The sequence below is a fragment of the Helicobacter pylori genome (genome assembly GCF_003638305.1).
Lineage (GTDB): Bacteria > Campylobacterota > Campylobacteria > Campylobacterales > Helicobacteraceae > Helicobacter > Helicobacter pylori_DJ.
On record NZ_MVYP01000009.1, the window covers coordinates 61,285 to 83,184 of the forward strand.

A 21,900-nucleotide genomic window follows, 5' to 3' on the forward strand; every position below is an offset into this window, starting at 1 on the left:
ACCTCCTTAAATTAAAATAACAATGCCCGTTAGCACGATGTTCAATAGTGCTAAAGGCAGCATGATTTTCCAACACATGTTCATCAACTGATCGGGCCTTACATGCGGATAAGTCGCTCTAACCCACATGGATAAAAAGACAAAAAAGCCCGCTTTGATTAAAATCGCTATGCCTCCAGGGATAAAGCCCCATGCGTTAAACCCGCCAAAAAACACAATAGAAATCACAAAAGAAAAAGCGAATAAATGCGCGTATTCCGCTAAAAAGAACATGCCCCATTTCAAGCCGCTGTATTCGGTGCAATACCCCGCCACGATCTCGGCTTCATGCTCTAACAAGTCAAAGGGGGTTCGATTCAATTCAGCGTAGCTTGCGATCAAAAACAAAATAAACGCTAGAGGCTGCTTAAACACAAGCCAGTCTAAAAACCCACCGCTTTGGTAATGATTGATTTCCACTAAAGAGAGCGATCCTACCACCATTAAGGGAGCTAGAATGGTTAAAGTGCTGACCACTTCAAAGCTGAGCAGTTGGATCGTCGCTCTCGCTGAGCCAATTAAAGAGTATTTGTTATTAGAAGCAAGCCCGGCTAAAATAGGCGCATAAATCCCTGCCGAACCCACGGCTAAGAAAAATAAAAAGCCAATGTTGATGTCAGAAATAAGGGGCTTGATCTCATAGCCAAACAGAGTGAAATTAGGGAAAAAGGGGATAGGCGCCATGGACACAAACGCGCTCACCATCGCAATAATGGGCGCTAGCGTGAAAATGAATTTGTTCGCGCCTTGGGGGATAATGTCTTCTTTAGTGAAAAGCTTAATGCCGTCTGCTGCGACTTGTAAAAGCCCAAAAGGCCCCACATAACAAGGCCCTAAACGGCGTTGGAAATAGGCTAACACTTTCCTTTCAATATAAGTGGCAAAGCCTCCTAAAGCCGAAAAAACAGCGACTAAAATCAAAATTTTAATCAAAGTTTCAATGATATAAGCGCTCATGCTTGCTCCTTTAAATCCACGCTATCAAACACGCCCTCTCTAAAAAAGTTGGAATGGCTTTTTAAAAGAGGAGGAGAAATGACAAACACCTCTTGATCCAAGCTCTCATCAAGATACAAAACGCCTGTTAATTCCTCTTCTTCTTTAGTTAAAGTGATGCTTTGCCCCACTTCTTTATTCAATTTTTTTAAGAAGGCTTTAGACACATAGACACCGGCTTTTAATTGCAAATTCTCGCTTTTATAGGTAGCGTTATTGAATTGCGTTTCTGGGTATTTTAAATACGCGTTGAAAACGATTTTTTCTTTTAAAGGCTTGATAGGCTCGCATTCTGTGGTTTCGCATTCTTTAGCGCTGTTTTCAAAATGGCTTGTTTCTAATAAATAGCCCCTGTGATTGACCCTGTCATTAGTGAAATAGTTGGTTAGATGATCAAATTCTATGGCTTTAAAGCCCGCTTCTGTAGGGAGTTTGTGGGTGCATTCTGTGAGATTTTCTTCCACAAAGCCAAAGCCTTGCATAATATCGCTCAAGTCATAGCCCTCAAACCTTAAAGCCGGTTTTAAGGGCAACACACGCCCTTCAACATTAATGATCGTGCCTTCTAGCTGGTTGAGACTGGGCAAAATAAAATCCACTTTACTGACAGCGTCTTTCCCAAAAACCCTATCGTCGCTATTGATAGTGAAATCCCCTTGAGCACGAATGCCTACGATTTTTTCATGTTCAAAAATTTCTTCGCTCAATTCGCAAATGGAAGCGATGCCTAAAGCGTTCGCGCTTGGGGGGATAAGAATGAGTTTAACAGCGCTTTTTTGGGCTAACAAACGCAACATTTTAGCGATATTGTGGGCTTGTTTATGGCTATAAATTTCTTCGCCAACCACCAGCAAGGTGTTATTTGATTTTTGTAAAAGAGCGAGAATTTTTTCATAAGTTTCTAAATTGATGCCCGCTTCTTCAAGCAACAAATAAGTGGTTTTGGTAGGGACTTCAATTTTTTCTTCTTTAACCTCTGTCTTGTTTTCTGTTTGATTTTCTTTTGGGGCAGCCACTTCTGTTTTATTCTCTTCTTTGTTTTCTTTTGAAGCAACTGCCTCTTCTTTGTTTTCTTCTTTGTTTTCTCCAATACTGCACCCTTGTTCGGCTTGTTCTAAAGCCTTTTTCCGCTCTTCTTCTAAGGCTTTAAGAGCCACTTCATCCACAATGCTTTGTTTGGAATCTTCTAAGCTTTTTAAAGCCGCGCTTTCAATGTTAAGCATTTTTAAAAGCATGCCTAAAAGGATTTCTTCAGCCCCCACTTCATGGGTGATGCAAAAAGAGCTTCGGCACAAATTCGCTAACGCGTTATCTTTGATAGGGTGCATAGCGATCAAAGAGGCTTTATTGAGTTTGAGGGCGTTATTGATGGCATAGCGCACCAAAGGGTTTTCTGTTTTGATAGAAGAGCCAATCGTAATGACTAAATGAGAAGTTTTAATCTCTTCAACGCTAGGGCGTTTAATTTCGCCCAATACCTTTAAGAATTGCTGAAAATGATACGCTTCTTGATTGTAGATTTTAAAATTAAGCTCTTTCCTCAAACGCTCTATCAAAAACGCTTCTTCATTCGTAATGTCCCCACCTATTCGCACCGCTTCGCATTCTTTGAGGGCGTTTTGCGCTTCTTTAAGATTGGCGCTGCCTTTAGGGCTAGAGCTCACATCAAAAGCAAACCGGCCCGCCCCACAAATAGGATTGTGGTAAAAATCATTAAGCACCCTAAAAATCTTAGATTCTTCGCCTAGAGTATCAAAATGGCGCACATCATAAGAAATCAAACACCCGGCTGAGCAATGCGAACAAGTAGAATGGATCTTTTTTAGTTCCCATGCGTTAGCCGTGTAAGCGAAATCTTTATAGCTCAAAGCGCCCACAGGGCATACCGCAATGCATTCCCCACAATCATAGCAAGGCACGCTACCCACAAAAGAAATAATGCCTTTTTGCTTACGACTCCACACGCTAAAAGCGTCTTTGGACATGCTGTCTTTAAATTTATCCGGAGCATGCAAATCGGCTTTAGTGGCTTTAAGGTTGTTTTCGCCCACATTGTCCTTACAAGTGGTTACGCACCTTTCGCACATGATGCACAAATTAGGATCATACAAGGCTTTTGCCCATGAATCTAGCGCTTTGAAATCATCAGCCACCGCATAGGGTTGGTGCTCCACGCCGGTTAAATGCGTCATGTCTTGCAATTCGCACTCCCCGCTTTTATCGCACACGCCACACTCTAGGGGGTGGTTGACATCATAAGTTTGCATGATGCTTTTTCTCTCATCCATGAGCGTGGGGGTGTTAGTGAGAATGGTGGCGTTATTTTTGGCTTTCGTGTTGCAACTATAAACCCGTTTGCCATCCATTTCAACCATGCACATTTTGCATGCGACTGTGGGCGAGCAACCGCTTAAATAGCAAATGGTAGGGATGTAGATCCCAGCGCTCCTAGCGGCCTCTAAAACGCTTTGTCCCTCTTGGCATTCAATCGTTTTGCCATTGATATTCATTGTGATCATGAAATTCCTTGAGAGTGGGATAAAATAGGGATATAAGGGTAAGTGTCAAAAAACGCCCCTTCTAAAATCGCAATCAAGCCCTTCAAATGGGGGCTTTCTTCTAACTCGCATTCTAGCGTTTTATCTAAGATTTGAAACACCGCCTTAGAATGCTTAATCTTGTTAGCGATCTTAAATTGCTTGGAAAAAGACAATTTGGGGGTTTTAAGGCTCTTGTAAGAAACATAGACAAACGAGCCGTTAGCCTCACCCATTCGCTCTAAAAATTCTAAATCTTTTGATTGGAGTTGTGATTCAAAAGGCAAAATGCCTTCTTTAAAGGCTGTTTCTAGCAACCATTCTTGATCTTTAGAATCATAAAAAGCGGTCGTTACGCTTGAATCATTGCAAGGGATATGCAAAATTTCTAGGTAGTTTTGCAACCCGCTTAAAAGGGTGTATAAAAAAGCGCTATGAGCATGCTTAGTGATTTCTCTGTTTAAAACAAGCACCCTTTTTTTTGCCTTAACAATAAGTGCGATAAGTTCTTGTAATTCTTCTTCGCTCATGTTCGCTTCAGAGCTTAAATACCCCACATCTATTTTTTCTAAAACATGCCCTTTTAATTGGGAAGTTTTTTCCAAAATGCCCCTTAAAATCAAGGCCAAAATCGCCGCTTCCGTGTGGATTTCATACGACACAAAAAGGCAATTTTCTTGCAAGTCTCTTGTGTCTTGTAAGGGTCTTAATAGAGCGTAGGGGCGTTTTGAGTGGCTGATGCTTTCTAAAATCCATCGTTCGTTTTCATTCAAACAAGCGTTTGAAAAACCCCCAAACAAAACGCACAAATCGCTTTTTTCTAAAAGGTTTAAGCTAACTTTGCTCAATTTGTAATTGATTTCAAACCCTTTTTGAAGAGATAATTTTTCTAAACAATAGGCTTCTTTCAAACTAATTGAAGAGCTTGCACTTAAGGGAGAATTTAAGGGGTTAAAGCCGCTCAAAATCAAGCCTTTTTTCTCACGACAATCGTCCAATCCGCTTGATTGAAACGCAAAGAATTGAGGAGCTCATGCCCTTTAGATTGGATAAATTCAGCGCTCTTAGGGATGTTAGAAAAATCCCCCACTTCAAACATGAAAATAGCGACTTCATTAGGTTGCATTTCTTTTTCAATCAATTCTTCTAATCGTTTAAAAATATCTGCTTTTAAGGGGCGTAAATCAAAGCGTTTCATCTATCCACCTCGCCAAACACCGCATTGGTTGAGCCAATCACGGTTACTGCATCCGCTAAATATTGCCCCACTAAAATATCGCTCAAAGCCCCAATGTGATAAAAGCTAGGGGCTCTGATTTTTAATCTGTGAGGGTAAGGCTCGCCCTCTGAATGGATAAAAAACCCTAATTCCCCTTTAGGGCTTTCTGTGGGGGCATACACTTCCCCAACGGGCGGGCGCATGCCTTGAGCCACTAAAACAAAATGCTGCATCAAGGCATAATTTTGCGTCATTATATCTTCTTTAGGGGCGGAAATATAATGCGGGTTTTGAGCCATGATAGGCGTATCGGTTTTAGCATACATGGGAATGAGTTGCTCAATGATGCGAATGCTTTCATCAATTTCTAACATATACAAACAATACCGATCGTAACTATCGCCATAATTGCCCACCGGCACATCAAAATCAAGTTCTTTATAAAGCTCATAAGGCTCTTCTTTCCTAATATCATAAGCGATCCCAGTCCCTCTTAACATGATGCCGCTCATGCCCCAACTTTGCGCCATTTTTGGCGTTACAACGCCCACATTTTCCAAACGCATCCGCCAAATGCGATTCTTATCCAATAAGCCTTGAATGAGTTTTTTGCATTCCCTCATTTCGCCTAAAAACTTTTTTAAGCCCTCTAGCCAATTAGGGGGTAAATCTAAAGGCACGCCCCCAATCCTTATAGCGTTATGCGTGAGCCTAGCCCCGCAATAATCCTCCATCAAATCCAACCCGTATTCCCTCGTTTTAAACGCATACAAGAACACGCTCATCGCCCCCACATCTAAAGCATGCACGCTGATAAAAAAGATGTGTGAAATCATGCGGTTAAGCTCTAGTAAAATCGTGCGGATCACTTGCGCTCGGCGTGGGATTTCTAGATTGAGCAAGGTCTCTACCGCATAAGCGTAAGCGTAGTTATTGCTGGTAGAAGAAGTGTAATCCAATCTATCAGTAGTGGGCATGTATTCGTTATAGGTCATGTTTTCGCCTAATTTTTCACAGCCCCTATGCAAGTAGCCAATTTCAGGGGTAGCCTTAATGATTTTTTCGCCCTCTAATTCCAAAATCAAGCGCAATTGCCCATGACTACTGGGGTGTTGAGGGCCAAAGTTTAAAATCATTTGGTTGTCGTCATGTTCAAAAATGATGTTTTCAAACTGAGGGTTGAGTTTCGTGAAATTTTGAGCCATTTTATAGCCTCTTTTTTAAGATAGTTGGGGCGATTTTGTGCAAATCTTTGACAAAAGGGATTTTCTTAAACGCATGCTTTTCTTCTACTTCTTTTAATTCTTCGCCCTTGCCCTGCTCATAGCCAATTTTTGCAAAATTGAAAGTGTCTTTTTCATCCACTCTCGCGCTGTCTCTCTGCTCTTTGCCCACCACTTCTCGGTATTCTTTGCCAAAAATTTTATCCACTTCATACCATTGGGCGAATTCATCGCCTTTGAGCGGGTAAGAGCGCAATAAGGGGTGGCCTACCCAATCATGCGGCATGATAAGGCGCTTCAAATAGGGGTGTTTGTCAAACACAATACCAAGCATGTCATACGCTTCCCTTTCGCTCCAATTAGCCGATCGGTATAAAAAACTCAAAGAATCCACGCTCTCATTAGGCAACAAAACGCACTTCACGCGCACCCTACGGCGGTTCTTACAGCTATCGCTAAAGCCCACGAATTGATAAAACAATTCAAAATGCCCTTTTTTAGCGCACAAATCTATCGCGCTCATTTCGCTCAAACACTCATAACCCAAATGCCTTAAAGTCGTAGCGACAGAAAAAATATCGTCTTTTTTGATCCAAAACACCGCCGTGTTAGTCTCTATGTATTTGTCTAAAATCTCATGTTTGTAAGAAAGGTGGTTGTAAATGACCTCATAAGCACTGCCCTCTAAATATTTTTTAGGGGTGGGTTCTATGATTTTATAGGGGTCATGCTGGCGCGATTGTTTTTGCACATCTTCATAGGGGGATTGTTTTCTTACCATCACACTAACCTTTTAGGAGCGTCTTGTTTGATCGCTTTAGAGCGTCTGATCTTATCTTGTAAAACCATAAGAGCGTATTGTAAAGTCTCTGGGCGTGGCGCGCAACCGGGCAAGTAAATATCCACAGGAACGATCCTGTCCGCTCCTTGAACGGTCGCATAAGTGTTGAACATCCCGCCCGTGTTAGCGCAACTCCCCATAGAAATCACCCATTTAGGCTCAGGCATTTGATCATAGAGCCTACGCATAAACTCGGCATGTTTTTTAGTGAGCGTGCCAGCGATGATCATCACATCAGATTGCCTAGGACTCGCTCTAAAAATCGTGCCAAATCTGTCAAAATCAAACCTTGAACCCCCTGTCGCCATCATCTCAATCGCACAACACGCCAAGCCATAAGTTAAGGGCCAAAGCGAATTAGAACGCCCCCAATTCAATAATTTATCCAAAGTGCTTAGAACAACCGGTGCTTGTTGCATTATTTCACCTCTAATTTCTGCCAGCTCAAAGCGTTTCGCTTTAAAGCGTAAATAAAACCAATCATTAAAAAGAAGACAAAGCCTAGCATTTCAATGAGCCCAAACAAACCTAATTTTTTAAAATCAATCGCCCAAGGAAACATGAAAACGATTTCTACATCAAATAAGATAAAAAGCATGGCCATGATATAGAAATGGTGCGACACTCTATTAGGCTGCTTGAGAGCCACAGGCCCGCATTCATAGGGAGCGAGCTTGAGCTTTTCGCCCTTTTTTTGAGCCATTTTACGGCTTAAAAACCTTTGAATCCTTAAGGTTAAGTTAAACACCCAAAAGGTGAATACCAACAAAACAAAAACGCCAAAATAGGGGTGATTCAATGCTTCTGTGGCTTGTTGCATCAGGCTCTCAAACTCCTTTAATTATTCGCAAATGATGAAGCCAATTAAACCATGTTTTTGCTAATCGTTAGCTGAAAAAATGAAAATTATTTCAACATCTCTTAAGAGGCCATTTCTATGAGTTTGGGCATTAAATCTTGCATGGCATGCACCGCGCTTTCATTAATGCATTGGATATTCTGGGGCAAACGGGCGTTTTTAGCCTTAGGGTCAATGTAATAAATGAGGGCGTCTTTGCTCGCATGCGTGTAGAGGCTAGCGGCGGGATAAACTTGCAAAGAAGTGCCAATGATGATTAAAAGGTGCGCTTGTTTGACTAAAGAAATCGCTTCTTTAAGCAAAGACACCTCTTCGCCAAACCACACAATATCAGGGCGTAATTGCGATTTGTCTTTAGCCAAGTCGCCTAAATTCAAGTCCTTTTCCAACCTATAAATTAAATTAGGATCTTTTTCGCTGCGAACGCTTAATAATTCCCCATGCAAGTGCAAAATGCGAGAAGAACCCGCCCTTTCATGCAAATCATCTACATTTTGGGTGATGATATTAACTTGATAGTGTTTTTCCAATTCCGCTAAAGCCTTATGGGCCTTGTTAGGATAAACTTCAAAAAGCTGTCGGCGCCTTTGGTTGTAAAAATCCAACAACTTTTGCGGGTTCTTTTTCCAGCCATAAGGCGAAGCAACTTCCATGATGTCATGCCCTTCCCACAAGCCATCAGCGTCCCTAAAGGTTTTAATCCCGCTTTCTGCTGAAATGCCAGCCCCGCTTAAGATCACTAAATTTTTCATGTTTCCTCCTCGATAATTTCAATATGAGTGCCACTGAGTTTGTCATGCAAAAAAAACTTAAAAATAAAAGGCGCAACAAACCCTACAAGTAACCCCATGCTCAACACCCACAAAACAAAGCGCCACAACGCCAAAAAAAAGCCCACTTTTTCGCCATTATTTTTGACCAATTTAAACTGAGCGTAACGCATGCCAGGGCTTTGGGATTTAAAAGCGATAAAAAAGCTGTGCGTTAGGGCGTAAAAAAGCAGGCATAAAAAAATCGCGCTCTGGTTTTCCCTAAAATCCTTCGAGCTCCCTAAAATCGCATAAGTCATTATGTAAAGCATGGGGGTATAAATCATAAAAATATCGGTGATAAAGGCTTTTAAGCGTAAAGAGAGATTCAACCCTTTTAAAGGGCTTTCTAAAACGCGTTTTTTTTCTGGGGTTTTATTTTTTTTGGTTTTTTTAGTTGCCACGACTTCCCGGTTTGATAGCGACGCTAGTAGCGCATAAAGGGCAAGAACTAGGCTTGTGCATGTCAAAAACAAAATCTTCTAAAGCAAATAGTGGCAAATGGCTAGGCAAGCACGCACCCTCTTGGGCTTTCAAGTGAGAATGAATGCGTTTGCAAATGCCCCGATTGGCTAGAGCGCCAAAAGCCACGATTTGAGCACCCTTTTCTTCTAAAACTTTAGCGCATTCCATAGCGGATTTTCCCGTAGTGATGATGTCTTCGCACACTAAAATTTTTTCGTTTTTTTTGACTTCAAAACCACGCCTTAATGTCATGATGTTATCCACCCTTTCAGTGAAGATAAAACGCACGCCCAAAGCCCTTGCAAGCTCATACCCAGCCAAGATCCCCCCAATCGCAGGCGAGCATACGCATTCAATATTCAAATGGGCTTCTTGGATTTGTTTGGCTAATTCTTTAGCTAATTGTTCGGCTAGTTTGGGATCTTCTAAGACTTTAGCGGATTGCAAATAATAACTGGAATGAAACCCGCTGCTGAGCAAGAAATGCCCCTCTAATAGCGCTTGAGCGTTTTGATAACATGCCTTAATATCCATGGTTTAGACCTTTAAAATCGCGTCTTCTTTGTTTTTCACGCTTTCATCAATTTTTTTAATGGCTTCATCGGTGATTTTTTGGATCTGCTCTTGGGCTTTTTTGCTTTCATCTTCGCTGATTTCTTTGTCTTTTTCTAATTTTTTCACTTGGTTGTTGGCGTCTTGGCGGATATTCCTCACAGCCACTTTAGCCTTTTCGCCCATCGCTTTGGCGTCTTTTGCGATGAGTTTTCTTTGCTCACTTGTCATGGGCGGGAAAAAAAGCTTGATCGTTTCGCCGTCGTTATTAGGATTGACGCCAATATTGGCTTCTTGAATGGATCGTTCAATTTCTTTGAGCAGGTTTTTTTCCCACGGGTTGATTTGAAGGGTGGTCGCATCTAAACTCATCACGGAGCCGACTTGGTTTAAAGGGGTGGGCGTGCCGTAATAATCCACTTTGATGTGATCTAAAATATTGACTGAAACTTTCGCGCTCCTTAGAGTGGAAAAATCTCTGTTTAAAGCTTGAACGCTTTTTTGCATCAAATCTTTGGTTTCGTTATAAATGGCTTGTAACATTATTTTTCATCCTTTTTTTGGTTTGTATGGGCGTTGGTTTGTGTCGCATGCGTTTTAGGCTTTTGGTGGGTGGTTGGGGGCGTTTTGGCATTCTCTTTGGTTTTTTCAACACCCTTTATACCATTCTCTTTGGCGTCATTTTTTTCATTTTTTTCATTCTGTTTGGGGCTTTCAACAGAAGGTGCTTTGACTGGCTCTTTAGGGAGTTCGTTAGGCGTTTGTTTTGGCATTAAAGGGTTAGCGGGGGCTTGCTCTAAAGGATTGATCGTAGGGTTTAATGTGGGATTGAGCGTAGGGTTAAGCGTGCCGGTGGCAGGGACTAAGGGCGAAAGCTTAGTTTTAGTTTCATCTAAAACGCTTTTGCCGTATTCTTTGTTGTAAAAATAGCCCAAAGCGATGGTGTTGATGACAAATAACAGCCCTAAAAACATGGTCATTTTCGCCATAAAGCTTGCGGGCCCTTTAGCGCCAAATAAAGAATCGTTGCTCCCGCTATAAGCCCCTAAGCCGATGCTAGAACTTTTTTGCAACAAAACCACCACCACAATCAATACCGCTAAAACAATTTGTAAGCCTAACAGAGCGCTTGTCATAAACACCGATTCCTTAAATCCCTAAAATTTAGAAAAAATTACGCTTGATCTTATCTAAAATTTGCTAAGAATACACTAAAATTTAGTTTTAATTTCAAGCGTGGCGCGTTAAAGGCGGTGGTGTTGGACTCTTTTTATTCATTTAATCAGCATGCATTCAATCAGCATGCATTCAATCGGCATGCCAAAACTTACCACCTCTTTGCCCATATCCAGCAACAAATCGCTATTCATCTTGTTCAATTTTTAAAGCAAAAACATTACGCTAAAGTTTTGGATTTAGGATCAGGGAGTGGGGCTGTTTTTAACGCTTTAGAGCGGCAAAATATTGTGATTGAAGACTTTATCGCTTTGGATAATTCCATGAACATGCTCAAATTACACCCCACGCATTCTATCAACATTCAAAAAATCTCTTTAGAGCATGCGGATTTTGAAGAACATGTTTTTTGCGCTTACGATCTGGTTGTGTCCTCTTCATCTTTGCAATGGGCAAGGGATTTAAAAAGCGTTTTAGAAAAAATCGCTCTTTCTAGTAAGGAGGCCGCTTTAGCTATCCATACGGATTTTAGTTTGCATGAAGTGCATGAGTTTTTAGGCACGCCTTCGCCCTTAAGGGATCTCAAAACGCTCAAATCCTTGATCAAAAACGCTTTTAAACATTTTCAAATAGAATTAGAAAACAAGCGCTTCGCTCTTTATTTTAACCGCAAACAAGATTGCTTGAATTACCTTAAAAAATGCGGTCTTTTGGGGGGTTCAACGCTGAGTTTCAAGCAAAAAAAACATTTTTTCCAAAACATGGCGTTTGAAAAATTGAGCTATGAAGTGTTACTCTTTTCTGGGATCAAGCGTTCTTAAAAACTAAGATAAATTAAAATATTAAAATTAGGTGGTTACAATAACACTAACTAAAACCAACGAGAAACAACATGCAAAAAAAACGAGTCTTTTCAGGCATCCAACCTACCGGGCAAATCCATTTGGGCAACTATTTAGGAGCGATCAAGCATTGGGTAGAATTGCAAGATGAGTATGAAAACCTTTTTTGTATCGTCAATTCGCATGCGATCACTCTCCCCATAGAGCCTGCGTTTTTAAAATCCCAAACCTATGAGTTAGTCAAATTGCTTTTAGCTTGCGGGATTAATCCTAATCAATCGGGGTTATTCATTCAAAGTGAAGTGGATGAGCACCCGGCCTTGGCATGGCTATTAGATTGCCAGGTTTCTATGGGGGAAATGCAACGAATGACGCAATTCAAAGACAAGTCTTTAAAAAACCCTAAAAGCGTGAACGTGGGGCTTTTCAATTACCCTATTTTAATGGCGTCAGACATTTTATTATACCAAAGCGATTTAGTGCCAGTGGGTGAAGATCAAAAACAGCATTTAGAGCTCACGAGAAACGTTGCAGAAAAATTTAACAGGGATTTTGGAGACTGCTTTAAAGTGCCAGAACCTTTGATCGCTAAAGTGGGGGCAAGGGTTATGGGGCTAGACGATCCAAAAGTGAAGATGAGTAAATCGCATAAAGGGGCTAACCATGCGATTTTTCTTTTAGATGAGCCGGACATTATTGTGAAAAAAATCAAAAAAGCGGCCACGGATTCTATGGGCGTTATTGCATTTGATGAAACAAGAGAGGGTATTTTTAACCTTTTGAATATCTACATGCTTTTAAGCGATGAAAGCCCAGAAAAGATAGAGGAGCGTTTTAAAAATAAGGGCTATGGGGATTTTAAAAAGGAATTAGCTGAAGTAGTGATCCAATCTTTAAAGCCTATCCAAGAAAAATACAGAGAAATCAGCGACGATGAGGTGAAAGCCGTCTTAAATTGCGGCACTGAAAAAGCCAGGCCTTTAGCGAGAGCGACTTACCAAAAGGCTAAAGAATTGATGGGGTTGGTTTAGATGAAAATTTTAGGTTTATGGTTAGGGGTGTTTTGTTTTCTTAAGGCCACGCCTTATTTATACTTGGGCGAAGAACCTAAATATAGGGAGAATTTTACGCATTTTGAATACGCTAACCCTGACGCCAGAAAGGGCGGTGTTTTAAGGAATGACGCCATAGGGACTTTTGATAGCCTTAACCCTTTTGCGCTTAAAGGCACTAAAGCCGAAGGCTTGGATCTCATTTATGACACTTTAATGGTGCAAAGTTTAGACGAACCTTTTGCAGAATACCCCTTGATCGCTAAAGACGCAGAAGTGGCTAAGGATAACAGCTATGTGATTTTTACGATAGATAAAAGAGCGAGATTTAGCAATAACGCTCCCATTTTAGCGAGCGACGTGAAGTTTAGTTTTGATACGATCATGAAATTAGGATCGCCTATTTATAGGCAGTATTACCAAGATGTTAAAAAGGCGGTTATCTTAGACAAACACCATGTTAAATTCATTTTCAAAACCACTGAAAATAAAGAGTTGCCTCTCATTTTAGGGCAGTTGCAGATCTTTTCCAAAAAAGCGTTTCAAGAGGATTATTTTGAAAAAAACCCCTTACTCATTCCTGTTTCTAGTGGCCCTTATGTGATCGCTTCTTTTGATGTGGGCAAGAAAATCACCTACCAAAGAAACCCTAATTATTGGGCGAGGAATTTGCCCAGCAGAAAGGGGCAATTCAATTTTGATCAAATCAAATTTGAGTATTACAAAGACGAAACCATTGCTTTACAGGCTTTTTTAAGCGGGGCGTATGATTGGCGCATTGAAAGCACGGCTAAAATTTGGGCTAGGGGCTATGTGGGGAAAGCTATGGATAATAAAAAAATCACTAAATACCTCATAGCCCACAAAATGCCAAGCGGCATGCAAGGGTTTTTCTTCAACACGCGCCGAGAAATTTTTAAGGATAAAAGGGTGCGTGAAGCCTTATTTTATGCGTTTGATTTTGAATGGGCGAATAAAAATTTGTTTTTTTCTCAATACAAGCGCACCACTAGTTTTTTCAGTAACTCTATCTATGCGTCCCCTCCACTCCCAAGCCCTGAAGAAAAAGCCCTGCTAGCCCCTTATGAAAAAAGTTTAGATGAAAGGGTTTTTAAAGAGCCTTATGTCGTGCCTAGAACCGATGGGGCTGATGTTTTGGGCTATAATTTGAGGGAAAATTTAAAATACGCCCAAAAGCTTTTAGAGAGCGCGGGCTTTTCTTACAAAAACATGCGTTTGGTGGATAAGAATGACAAGCCTTTCAGTTTCACTTTGCTTTTAAACAGCCCGGCATTTGAAAGACTGGCCCTAGCCTTTGCTAAAAACTTAAGGGTGTTGGGGATTGAAATGAAAATCCAAAGAGTGGATTTAAGCCAGTATGTCAATCGGATCAAAAGCTATGATTTTGACATGATTGTAGGGGTGATTGGCCAATCGTCTTTCCCGGGTAATGAGCAGCGCTTTTATTTTGGCTCTTTGAGCGCGAAAGAAAAAGGCACAAGGAATTATGCGGGAATCTCTAGTAAAGCGGTAGATGATTTGATTGAAAAAATCATTAACGCTAAAGATTATAAGGAGCAATTGGCCGCCATTCAAGCGATGGATAGGGTGCTGTTGTGGGGGTTTTATGTGATACCGCATTTTTATTTGCCTAATTACAGGATCGCAGCGTATAATTACATTGGCATGCTTGAAATCAGCCCTAGCTATGGATTTTCGCCGTATTTGTGGTGGATCAAAAAAGAAAGGGGTCCTAAATGATTGCTTACATCCTCAAACGCTTGCTTTTGATTATCCCTACTTTATTAGCCATCATGACGATTAATTTTTTTCTGATCCAATCTGCCCCAGGAGGCCCTATAGAGCAGATGATGGCTAAAATCAATAACACGCAGTCCAAAGAAACTCAAGGTCTTGTTAAAGAGCGTTCGTATAGGGCGTCTCAAGGGTTGGAGAGCGATTTGATAGAAAATTTAAAAAAACTCTATGGTTTTGACAAGCCCATAGGGGAGCGCTACCTTCTCATGCTCAAAAAATACCTGCAATTTGATTTTGGGGAGAGTTTTTACCGCCAGATTAAAGTGATAGATTTGATTAAGGAAAAATTGCCGGTATCCATTTCGTTAGGGTTTTTTAGCACGCTTTTGATTTATCTTATCTCTATCCCTTTAGGGATTTTTAAAGCCAAACGCAATAACGAGCCTTTAGATGTGTTAAGCAGCGTGGTGATCATTGTCGCTAACGCTATCCCGGCCTTTTTATTTGCGGTGGTGTTGATCGTGTTTTTTGCCGGAGGGAATTATTGGCACTGGTTCCCTTTAAAGGGGTTGGTGAGCGATAATTTTGAAAGTTTGAGCGCGTTAGGTAAAATCAAAGATTATTTATGGCATATCACCTTGCCCGTTCTTTGCATTTCTTTGGGGGGTTTTGCAAGCCTCACGCTTTTAGTGAAAAACTCTTTTTTAGATGAAATGGGCAAACTGTATGTGGTGAGCGCTAAGGCTAAGGGCTGTTCAGTGGGGCGTATTTTTTATGCACATGTGTTTCGTAATGCGATTTTATTGGTGGTAGCTGGTTTCCCGCAGGCTTTTTTAGGCATGTTTTTTAGCTCAAGCTTATTGATAGAAATTGTTTTTAGTTTAGACGGGTTAGGGCTTTTAGGGTATGAAAGCATTGTGAGTAGGGATTATCCTGTTGTGTTTGGTTCGCTTTATATTTTCACGCTTTTGGGTTTGGTAGCGAGTTTGATAAGCGATTTGCTCTGCGTGGTGATTGACCCTAGGATTGATTTTGAAAAGCGTTGAGGGTAGGAATGAAAACTGAGATGAAATCTTCTTTAAAACTTTTTATGCGGCCTTTGTTGGTGGTTTTAGCGTTCATGTTGTTGTATGCTTTAGCGCATGCTGCGCTTGGTTTTTATGTGAAAAAAGACAGCGCTCCAATAAGCCCAAATGCAGAAAAAACCGAGACAGAGCGTCAAAACAGCGCGCTTTCGCCCAAAGAAGAAGAAGCCAACACGACCACAACCGCTACAGAAGAAAACCCCACCAAAGACACAGCGCCACCTTTAGAAACAGCCGTGCAAGAAAAAGAAACCAAACAAGAGATTAAACAAGAGCAAGAAAAAGAAAACGACTCTAAACAAGACAGCGTTTCGCCCGTTCAAAACAACCAAAAAACACCCACAACCTCTACAATGGGAAAAAAACCTTTAGAGTATAAAGTCGCAGTCAGTGGCGTGAATGTGCGCGCTTTTCCTAGCACAAAAGGTAAAATCTTGGGATTGCTTTTAAAAAATAAAAGCGTGAAGGTTTTAGAAATCCAAAACGATTGGGCTGAAATTGAATTTTCTCACGAAACAAAGGGCTATGTGTTTTTAAAACTTTTAAAAAAGGCTGAATGAAAGAATAATGAAATTAAAATCTTTTGGGGTCTTTGGAAACCCCATTAAGCATTCCAAATCGCCCTTAATCCATAACGCTTGTTTTTTGACTTTTCAAAAAGAATTAGGGTTTTTGGGGCATTACCACCCCATATTACTCCCTTTAGAAAGCCACATCAAAAGCGAGTTCTTGTATTTAGGATTGAGTGGGGCTAATGTAACCCTACCCTTTAAAGAAAGGGCGTTTCAAGTTTGCGATAAAATCAAGGGCATCGCGCTTGAATGCGGAGCAGTCAATACGCTTGTTGTAGAAAATGATGAGCTTGTGGGCTACAATACCGACGCTTTAGGGTTTTATCTTTCTTTAAAGCAAAAAAACTATCAAAACGCTTTGATTTTAGGTGCTGGGGGGAGCGCTAAAGCTCTAGCGTGCGAATTGAAAAAACAAGGCTTACAAGTGAGCGTGTTGAACCGCTCTGCTAGGGGATTGGATTTTTTCCAACGCTTAGGCTGTGATTGTTTTATGGATCCTCCTAAAAGCGCTTTTGATTTGATCATTAACGCCACTTCAGCGAGTTTGCATAACGAATTGCCTTTGAATAAAGAGGTTTTGAAAGGGTATTTTAAAGAGGGCAAGCTCGCTTATGATTTGGCGTATGGGTTTTTAACGCCCTTTTTGTCTCTAGCCAAAGAGTTAAAAACCCCTTTTCAAGACGGGAAAGACATGCTCATCTATCAAGCCTCTTTAAGTTTTGAAAAATTCAGCGCTTCTCAAATCCCTTATTCAAAGGCGTTTGAAGTCATGCGAAGTGTTTTTTGATGCAAGGGTTTTTAAGAAGCCTGTTTTTTGGGGTTAAAAAGATCCCTAAGCGATTCGCTCCCCTAGTAGAAAAGGGCGTTTTAAAAGAAGCGCTTCAATCAAATAAGGATCGCTATTTTTTAAAAGAAGGCTTTGATATAGGAAAAATTGAATGGGCAGAAAATAAGGCGTTTTTCATTTCTTTAGCGAAAAATTACCCTAAAGATCCTTTAATCAAAAACTTACCCCCATCTTTTAAAACAGACGCTTTGATTTTATGCCAAATAGAATGTTCTAAAAAACGCCCCATAGCCTTTTTTAAAGCCGCTCTTTTTGATGCGCAAGACACGATGATAGCTTACTTGGCTAAAGAAAAAAACCAGATTGTGGCTATCCCTTTTAAAGAGCCTTTTAAAAAACCTATTTCTTTAAAGCACAGCCAAAGATCCTTATTAGCATTGCCCAGGCATTGCGTGGTGAAGATCGATCTTAAAAAGCGTGAAATCAGCGGAATTTTAGGGGCTTTAGAAGACCCTTTAATAGATGAAAACCTTTCTTTAAGCCTTTTTGATAGGGTGAAGGATTTTTCAAAAGATTGCCTGAATTTAGCCCAATATTACGCACAACTCAAAGCGAGCGATTTTAAAGACAGGATCAATTATTCTCACATCCCTTTTATCACCATTGACCCCAAAGACGCTAAAGATTTTGACGATGCGATTTTTTACGATAAAGAAAAAAGGGTTTTGTTTGTGGCGGTTGCTGACGTGAGCGAATTTGTGCCGAAATATTCCAGTTTGGATAAAGAAGCTAGGCTTAGGGGCTTTAGCGTGTATTTCCCTAATAGCGTCTATCCCATGCTGCCTTTGAGTTTGTCTCAAGGGGCATGCTCATTAAAAGCGTTTGAAAAACGCCTGGCTTTAGTGTATGAAATCCCTTTAGACGATTTGAAAAACGCCCGATTATCTCAAGGCGTTATTGAAGTTAGGGCTAATTGCGCTTATGAAGAAATCAATCATTTTTTAAGCACTCAACAAAGCTCTTTAGATAAAGATTTGCAACAAAGCCTTTTGGGGTTTTTAGAAATGGCTCTAAAACTAAAAAAGGAGCGTTTAAAAAAGGGGTTTAATTTCAACTCGTTTGAAAACAAGCTGTATTTGAATGAAGAAGGGCGTATAGAAAAAATTGAAACAGAAAAAGAAAGCAACGCGCACACCCTTATAGAAGAAGCCATGCTCTTAGCCAACCAGTCTAGTGCAGGGTTATTGGATGAGCATTTTCACAATAAGGGGATATACCGCACCCATAAAGAGCCAAGTTTGGAGCAGCAAAAACGCCTCTATGCCAAGCTTTTTGATTATGAGATTGTGCGCCCTAAAAACATGGGCTTTTTTCCTTTTTTAGAGCATGCCTTAAAGATAGCCAGAGAAAAGAGTATAGAAAGAGAAGTTTCACGCTTGATCATTAAATCTCAAAATTTAGCCCTTTATAGCCCCATGCAAGAAAGCCATTTTGGTTTGGGGTTTGCCAGCTATACGCATTTCACTTCGCCCATTAGACGATACAGCGATCTAGCCTTGCACAGGCTTTTAAAAGAATTATTATTCCATCAAGCTAAAGGCTGCTCGTATTTGTTAGAAGAAACGCCTGAGTTATGCGCTGAGTTGAACGCTTTGCAAAAAAAGGCCGCTTTGATTGAAAGGGATTTTGTCAAACGCAAATTCGCCCGCTTAGCTTTAGAACTTTTAGAAAAAGAATTTTTGGGCGTGGTTTTGGAGGTTAAAGATTGGGTGGTGGTGGGGTTAAAAGAATGGGTAGGGCTTAAAGTTTTAGTCAAAACGAACAAGGTTTTTAAACCCTTAGAAAAGGTGCGCGTTAAAATCACGCATGCGGATTTGATTTTAGGGCAAGTTAGAGGCGAAATCGCAGAAAGGATTAAAGAGCATGTATCGTAAAGATTTGGACCATTATTTAAAACAACGACTCCCTAAAGCGGTGTTTTTGTATGGGGAGTTTGATTTTTTCATTCATTATTATATTCAAACGATTAGCGCGCTTTTTAAATGCAATAACCCTGACACAGAAACTTCGCTTTTTTATGCGAGCGATTATGAAAAAAGCCAGATTGCGACCCTTTTAGAGCAGGATTCTTTATTTGGAGGGAGCAGTTTAGTCGTTTTAAAACTGGATTTTGCGCTGCATAAGAAATTTAAAGAAAATGATATGAATCTTTTTTTAAAAGCTTTAGAGCGGCCTAGCCATAACAGGCTTATCATAGGGCTTTATAATTCTAAAAGCGACACCACCAAATACAAATACACTAGCGAGGCTATCGTTAAATTTTTCCAAAAAAGCCCCTTGAAAGATGAAGCGATCTGCGCGCGCTTTTTTACCCCTAAAACTTGGGAGAGTTTGAAATTCTTACAAGAAAGGGCTAATGTTTTACATTTAGACATCAGCAGCCATCTTTTAAACGCTCTTTTTGAAATTAATAACGAAGATTTAAGCATTTCGTTTAACGATTTAGACAAGCTAGCGGTTTTAAACGCACCCATCACTTTAGAGGACATTCAAGAATTAAGCTCCAATGCGGGGGATATGGATTTGCAAAAGCTCATTTTAGGGCTTTTTTTGAAAAAAAGCGTGCTTGATATTTATGATTATTTGTTAAAAGAGGGCAAAAAAGATGCGGATATTTTAAGGGGGTTAGAGCGGTATTTTTACCAGCTTTTTTTATTTTTCGCCCACATTAAAACGACCGGTCTAATGGACGCTAAAGAGGTTTTAGGCTACGCTCCTCCTAAAGAGATTGCCGAAAATTACGCTAAAAACGCTCTGCGTTTGAAAGAAGCCGGATATAAGAAGGTTTTTGAAATTTTTAGGTTATGGCACATTCAAAGCATGCAAGGGCAAAAGGAATTGGGTTTTTTGTATTTGACCTCCATTCAAAAAATCATTAACCCCTAAAAAATGCCTAAGGCGTTTTTCGTTTTGAGCTTTAATATTCCAATAAAACTAAATTTAATCCAAAAACAAGCGAAAGCAAGGTATAATCAAAAGTTTTTTAGACCTTGCTCTTTTTTAGTAAAAAAGGGCTATACAACCACAAGGAGAATGGATGAGGCATTATGAAACGATGTTTATTCTCAAACCTACTTTAGTAGAAGAAGAGATTAAATCCAAAATTGAGTTTTATAGAGAAGTGATCACTAAGCATCATGGCGTGATTGAAACGAGCCTGGATATGGGCATGCGTAATTTGGCTTATGAAATCAAAAAGCACAAAAGAGGCTATTATTATGTGGCGTATTTCAAAGCAGATCCGTCCATGATTTTAGAGCTTGAACGATTGTATCGCATCAATGAAGACGTGTTGCGTTTCATTGTGATCAAATACGAAAGCAAGAAGGAAGTGGAAGCGTGGCATGCGTTAGTAGATAGGGCTAATAAAAAGCCATCGCACGCCAAAGAAAAACACGAAAAAACCGAACACACGCATTCTCACCATGTAGAGGAAGCAGAAAGCGTAGGATCTCATAGCGAATAAGGGCTTATCATGTTTAATAAGGTGATTATGGTAGGGCGTTTGACCAGGAATGTGGAGTTGAAATATTTGCCTAGCGGTTCGGCTGCGGCTACAATAGGTTTAGCCACAAGCAGGCGTTTTAAAAAGCAAGACGGCACGCTAGGCGAAGAAGTGTGCTTCATAGACGCGCGTTTGTTTGGGCGAACGGCTGAAATCGCTAACCAGTATTTGAGCAAGGGTTCAAGCGTTTTGATAGAAGGGCGTTTGACTTATGAGAGTTGGATGGATCAAACGGGCAAAAAAAATTCCCGCCACACTATCACAGCGGACTCGTTGCAATTTATGGATAAAAAGTCAGACAATCCCCAAGCAAACGCTATGCAAGATAGCATGACGCATGAGGGTTTCAACAACGCTTATCCCACTAATTATAACGCTCCTAGCCAGGATCCTTTCAGTCAAGCCCAAAGCTATCCGCAAAACGCTTACGCTAAAGAGAATTTACAAGCACAGCCGTCCAAGTATCAAAACAGCGTGCCTGAAATCAATATTGATGAAGAAGAAATCCCCTTTTAAGGGTTAAAATTAAGGAGACATTATGGAAAGAAAACGCTATTCAAAACGCTATTGCAAATACACTGAAGCTAAAATCAGCTTTATTGACTATAAAGATTTAGACATGCTCAAGCACACGCTATCAGAGCGCTATAAAATCATGCCAAGGAGGTTGACAGGCAATAGTAAAAAGTGGCAAGAGAGGGTGGAAGTAGCGATCAAAAGAGCCCGCCACATGGCTTTAATCCCCTACATTGTGGATAGGAAAAAAGTCGTGGATAGCCCTTTTAAACAGCACTGAATTTTTTAGGGCTAATGGGGGGCATGCCCTTATTTAATCTTATTTAATCTTATTTAATCTTATTTAATCTTATTTAATCTTATTTAATCTTATTTAATCTTATTTAATCTTATTTAATCTTAGCCTGGCTTTTATGGAACGCTAGCGGTAAAAACGATAAAAATCCCCCTTAAAACCACCCAAGCAGAAATCCCAAATATCTCTAGTGTTTGGGTGCTTCATGACAAAATGAAAAAAGCTTGATTTTAGCGGTGGTTTCTTAAGCGTTATTAGAAATCTAGTGGGAATGTTATTTTAAAACACCCCCTTAAGAGTCTTGCAACCAAATCTAAAACGATCCCACCAAGCAACTAAACCCCCATCTTTATCGTTGTCCCTATTAAAACAAATTTTAAAACCTTTTTAATAATTGAGAATGGTTCCAAAATACCCCAAAAACCCTTTTTTTTTTTTTGAAACAACAAAACGCCAAATTAGCGCAAAAATCTTATCAATTTATGCTATATTAACGAAATCTGGTGATAAGATCTTATTCTTTTAAAAGACTTACCTAACCATTTTAATTTCAAGGAGAAAACATGAAAAAAACCTTATTACTCTCTCTCTCTCTCTCTCGCTGCATCGCTTTTAAACGCTGAAGACAACGGCTTTTTTATCAGCGCAGGCTATCAGATCGGTGAAGCCGCTCAAATGGTGAAAAACACCGGCGAATTGAAAAAACTCTCAG

General features: G+C 40.3%; 24 protein-coding genes. 11 read left to right on the top strand and 13 right to left on the bottom strand.

Annotated elements, in window-relative coordinates:
* Positions 1–6 precede the first annotated feature (6 nt).
* From nuoH to secG, 13 genes are all read right to left on the bottom strand, one after another.
* Positions 7–996 (bottom strand): NADH-quinone oxidoreductase subunit NuoH, encoded by a 990-nt coding sequence (gene nuoH, locus EAL04_RS05330; RefSeq protein WP_001277306.1) that lies wholly within the window; start codon positions 994–996, stop codon positions 7–9.
* A complete protein-coding gene (locus EAL04_RS05335; RefSeq protein WP_120973784.1) occupies positions 993–3,554 on the bottom strand; it encodes an NADH-quinone oxidoreductase subunit G in 2,562 nt (853 codons plus the stop codon). The genes nuoH and EAL04_RS05335 overlap by 4 nt, the downstream gene beginning before the upstream one ends.
* A complete protein-coding gene (locus EAL04_RS05340; RefSeq protein WP_120973786.1) occupies positions 3,551–4,537 on the bottom strand; it encodes a hypothetical protein in 987 nt (328 codons plus the stop codon). The genes EAL04_RS05335 and EAL04_RS05340 overlap by 4 nt, the downstream gene beginning before the upstream one ends.
* 2 nt (positions 4,538–4,539) lie before the next feature.
* A complete protein-coding gene (locus EAL04_RS05345; RefSeq protein ID WP_000819165.1) occupies positions 4,540–4,770 on the bottom strand; it encodes an NADH-ubiquinone oxidoreductase subunit E family protein in 231 nt (76 codons plus the stop codon).
* Complete coding sequence (gene nuoD, locus EAL04_RS05350) at positions 4,767–5,996, bottom strand: NADH dehydrogenase (quinone) subunit D (RefSeq protein WP_000068229.1); 1,230 nt, start codon at positions 5,994–5,996, stop codon at positions 4,767–4,769. The genes EAL04_RS05345 and nuoD overlap by 4 nt, the downstream gene beginning before the upstream one ends.
* Position 5,997: 1 nt before the next feature.
* Positions 5,998–6,795: an NADH-quinone oxidoreductase subunit C gene (locus EAL04_RS05355; protein ID WP_001875866.1), complete on the bottom strand. Its 798-nt coding sequence runs from the start codon at positions 6,793–6,795 to the stop codon at positions 5,998–6,000.
* The gene (locus EAL04_RS05360) at positions 6,795–7,274 is read right to left on the bottom strand and encodes a NuoB/complex I 20 kDa subunit family protein (RefSeq protein ID WP_001183508.1); all 480 of its coding nucleotides are present in this window, start codon (positions 7,272–7,274) and stop codon (positions 6,795–6,797) included. Before EAL04_RS05360 ends, EAL04_RS05355 begins: the two co-directional genes overlap by 1 nt.
* Positions 7,274–7,675: an NAD(P)H-quinone oxidoreductase subunit 3 gene (locus tag EAL04_RS05365; RefSeq protein ID WP_001183535.1), complete on the bottom strand. Its 402-nt coding sequence runs from the start codon at positions 7,673–7,675 to the stop codon at positions 7,274–7,276. The genes EAL04_RS05360 and EAL04_RS05365 overlap by 1 nt, the downstream gene beginning before the upstream one ends.
* Positions 7,676–7,776: 101 nt before the next feature.
* Entirely contained in the window at positions 7,777–8,466 is a 690-nt protein-coding gene (locus EAL04_RS05370) for an SIR2 family NAD-dependent protein deacylase (protein ID WP_120973788.1), read from the bottom strand.
* Positions 8,463–8,927, bottom strand: a complete 465-nt coding sequence (locus tag EAL04_RS05375; protein ID WP_120973790.1) for an RDD family protein — start codon at positions 8,925–8,927, stop codon at positions 8,463–8,465. Before EAL04_RS05375 ends, EAL04_RS05370 begins: the two co-directional genes overlap by 4 nt.
* On the bottom strand, positions 8,917–9,522 hold the full coding sequence (gene pyrE / locus EAL04_RS08000; protein ID WP_120973792.1) for an orotate phosphoribosyltransferase: 606 nt from the start codon (positions 9,520–9,522) through the stop codon (positions 8,917–8,919). The genes EAL04_RS05375 and pyrE overlap by 11 nt, the downstream gene beginning before the upstream one ends.
* Before the next feature lie 3 nt (positions 9,523–9,525).
* Positions 9,526–10,083 (bottom strand): ribosome recycling factor, encoded by a 558-nt coding sequence (gene frr, locus EAL04_RS08005; RefSeq protein ID WP_120973794.1) that lies wholly within the window; start codon positions 10,081–10,083, stop codon positions 9,526–9,528.
* A complete protein-coding gene (gene secG, locus EAL04_RS05390) occupies positions 10,083–10,676 on the bottom strand; it encodes a preprotein translocase subunit SecG (protein WP_162982495.1) in 594 nt (197 codons plus the stop codon). Before secG ends, frr begins: the two co-directional genes overlap by 1 nt.
* Positions 10,677–10,799: 123 nt before the next feature.
* Between secG and EAL04_RS05395 the strand changes: the two genes are divergently transcribed.
* From EAL04_RS05395 to rpsR, 11 genes are all read left to right on the top strand, one after another.
* Positions 10,800–11,537, top strand: coding sequence for a malonyl-ACP O-methyltransferase (locus EAL04_RS05395; RefSeq protein WP_120973798.1), 738 nt, complete (start codon positions 10,800–10,802; stop codon positions 11,535–11,537).
* 71 nt (positions 11,538–11,608) lie between these two features.
* Positions 11,609–12,589, top strand: coding sequence for a tryptophan--tRNA ligase (gene trpS / locus EAL04_RS05400; RefSeq protein WP_120973800.1), 981 nt, complete (start codon positions 11,609–11,611; stop codon positions 12,587–12,589).
* Complete coding sequence (locus EAL04_RS05405; RefSeq protein WP_120973802.1) at positions 12,590–14,371, top strand: extracellular solute-binding protein; 1,782 nt, start codon at positions 12,590–12,592, stop codon at positions 14,369–14,371.
* The gene (locus EAL04_RS05410; protein WP_120973804.1) at positions 14,368–15,414 is read left to right on the top strand and encodes a microcin C ABC transporter permease YejB; all 1,047 of its coding nucleotides are present in this window, start codon (positions 14,368–14,370) and stop codon (positions 15,412–15,414) included. Before EAL04_RS05405 ends, EAL04_RS05410 begins: the two co-directional genes overlap by 4 nt.
* A gap of 8 nt (positions 15,415–15,422) precedes the next feature.
* The gene (locus EAL04_RS05415) at positions 15,423–16,013 is read left to right on the top strand and encodes an SH3 domain-containing protein (RefSeq protein WP_120973806.1); all 591 of its coding nucleotides are present in this window, start codon (positions 15,423–15,425) and stop codon (positions 16,011–16,013) included.
* A 7-nt stretch (positions 16,014–16,020) separates the two neighbouring features.
* The gene (locus EAL04_RS05420; protein WP_120973809.1) at positions 16,021–16,812 is read left to right on the top strand and encodes a shikimate dehydrogenase; all 792 of its coding nucleotides are present in this window, start codon (positions 16,021–16,023) and stop codon (positions 16,810–16,812) included.
* Positions 16,812–18,746, top strand: coding sequence for an RNB domain-containing ribonuclease (locus tag EAL04_RS05425; protein WP_120973811.1), 1,935 nt, complete (start codon positions 16,812–16,814; stop codon positions 18,744–18,746). The genes EAL04_RS05420 and EAL04_RS05425 overlap by 1 nt, the downstream gene beginning before the upstream one ends.
* Complete coding sequence (holA, locus tag EAL04_RS05430) at positions 18,736–19,758, top strand: DNA polymerase III subunit delta (RefSeq protein ID WP_120973813.1); 1,023 nt, start codon at positions 18,736–18,738, stop codon at positions 19,756–19,758. Before EAL04_RS05425 ends, holA begins: the two co-directional genes overlap by 11 nt.
* Before the next feature lie 151 nt (positions 19,759–19,909).
* Positions 19,910–20,338: a 30S ribosomal protein S6 gene (gene rpsF, locus EAL04_RS05435; protein ID WP_001216738.1), complete on the top strand. Its 429-nt coding sequence runs from the start codon at positions 19,910–19,912 to the stop codon at positions 20,336–20,338.
* A 9-nt stretch (positions 20,339–20,347) separates the two neighbouring features.
* Positions 20,348–20,893, top strand: coding sequence for a single-stranded DNA-binding protein (locus EAL04_RS05440; protein WP_077655548.1), 546 nt, complete (start codon positions 20,348–20,350; stop codon positions 20,891–20,893).
* Between the two features lie 22 nt (positions 20,894–20,915).
* Entirely contained in the window at positions 20,916–21,173 is a 258-nt protein-coding gene (rpsR, locus tag EAL04_RS05445) for a 30S ribosomal protein S18 (RefSeq protein ID WP_000440196.1), read from the top strand.
* The last annotated feature ends 727 nt before the right edge of the window (positions 21,174–21,900 follow it).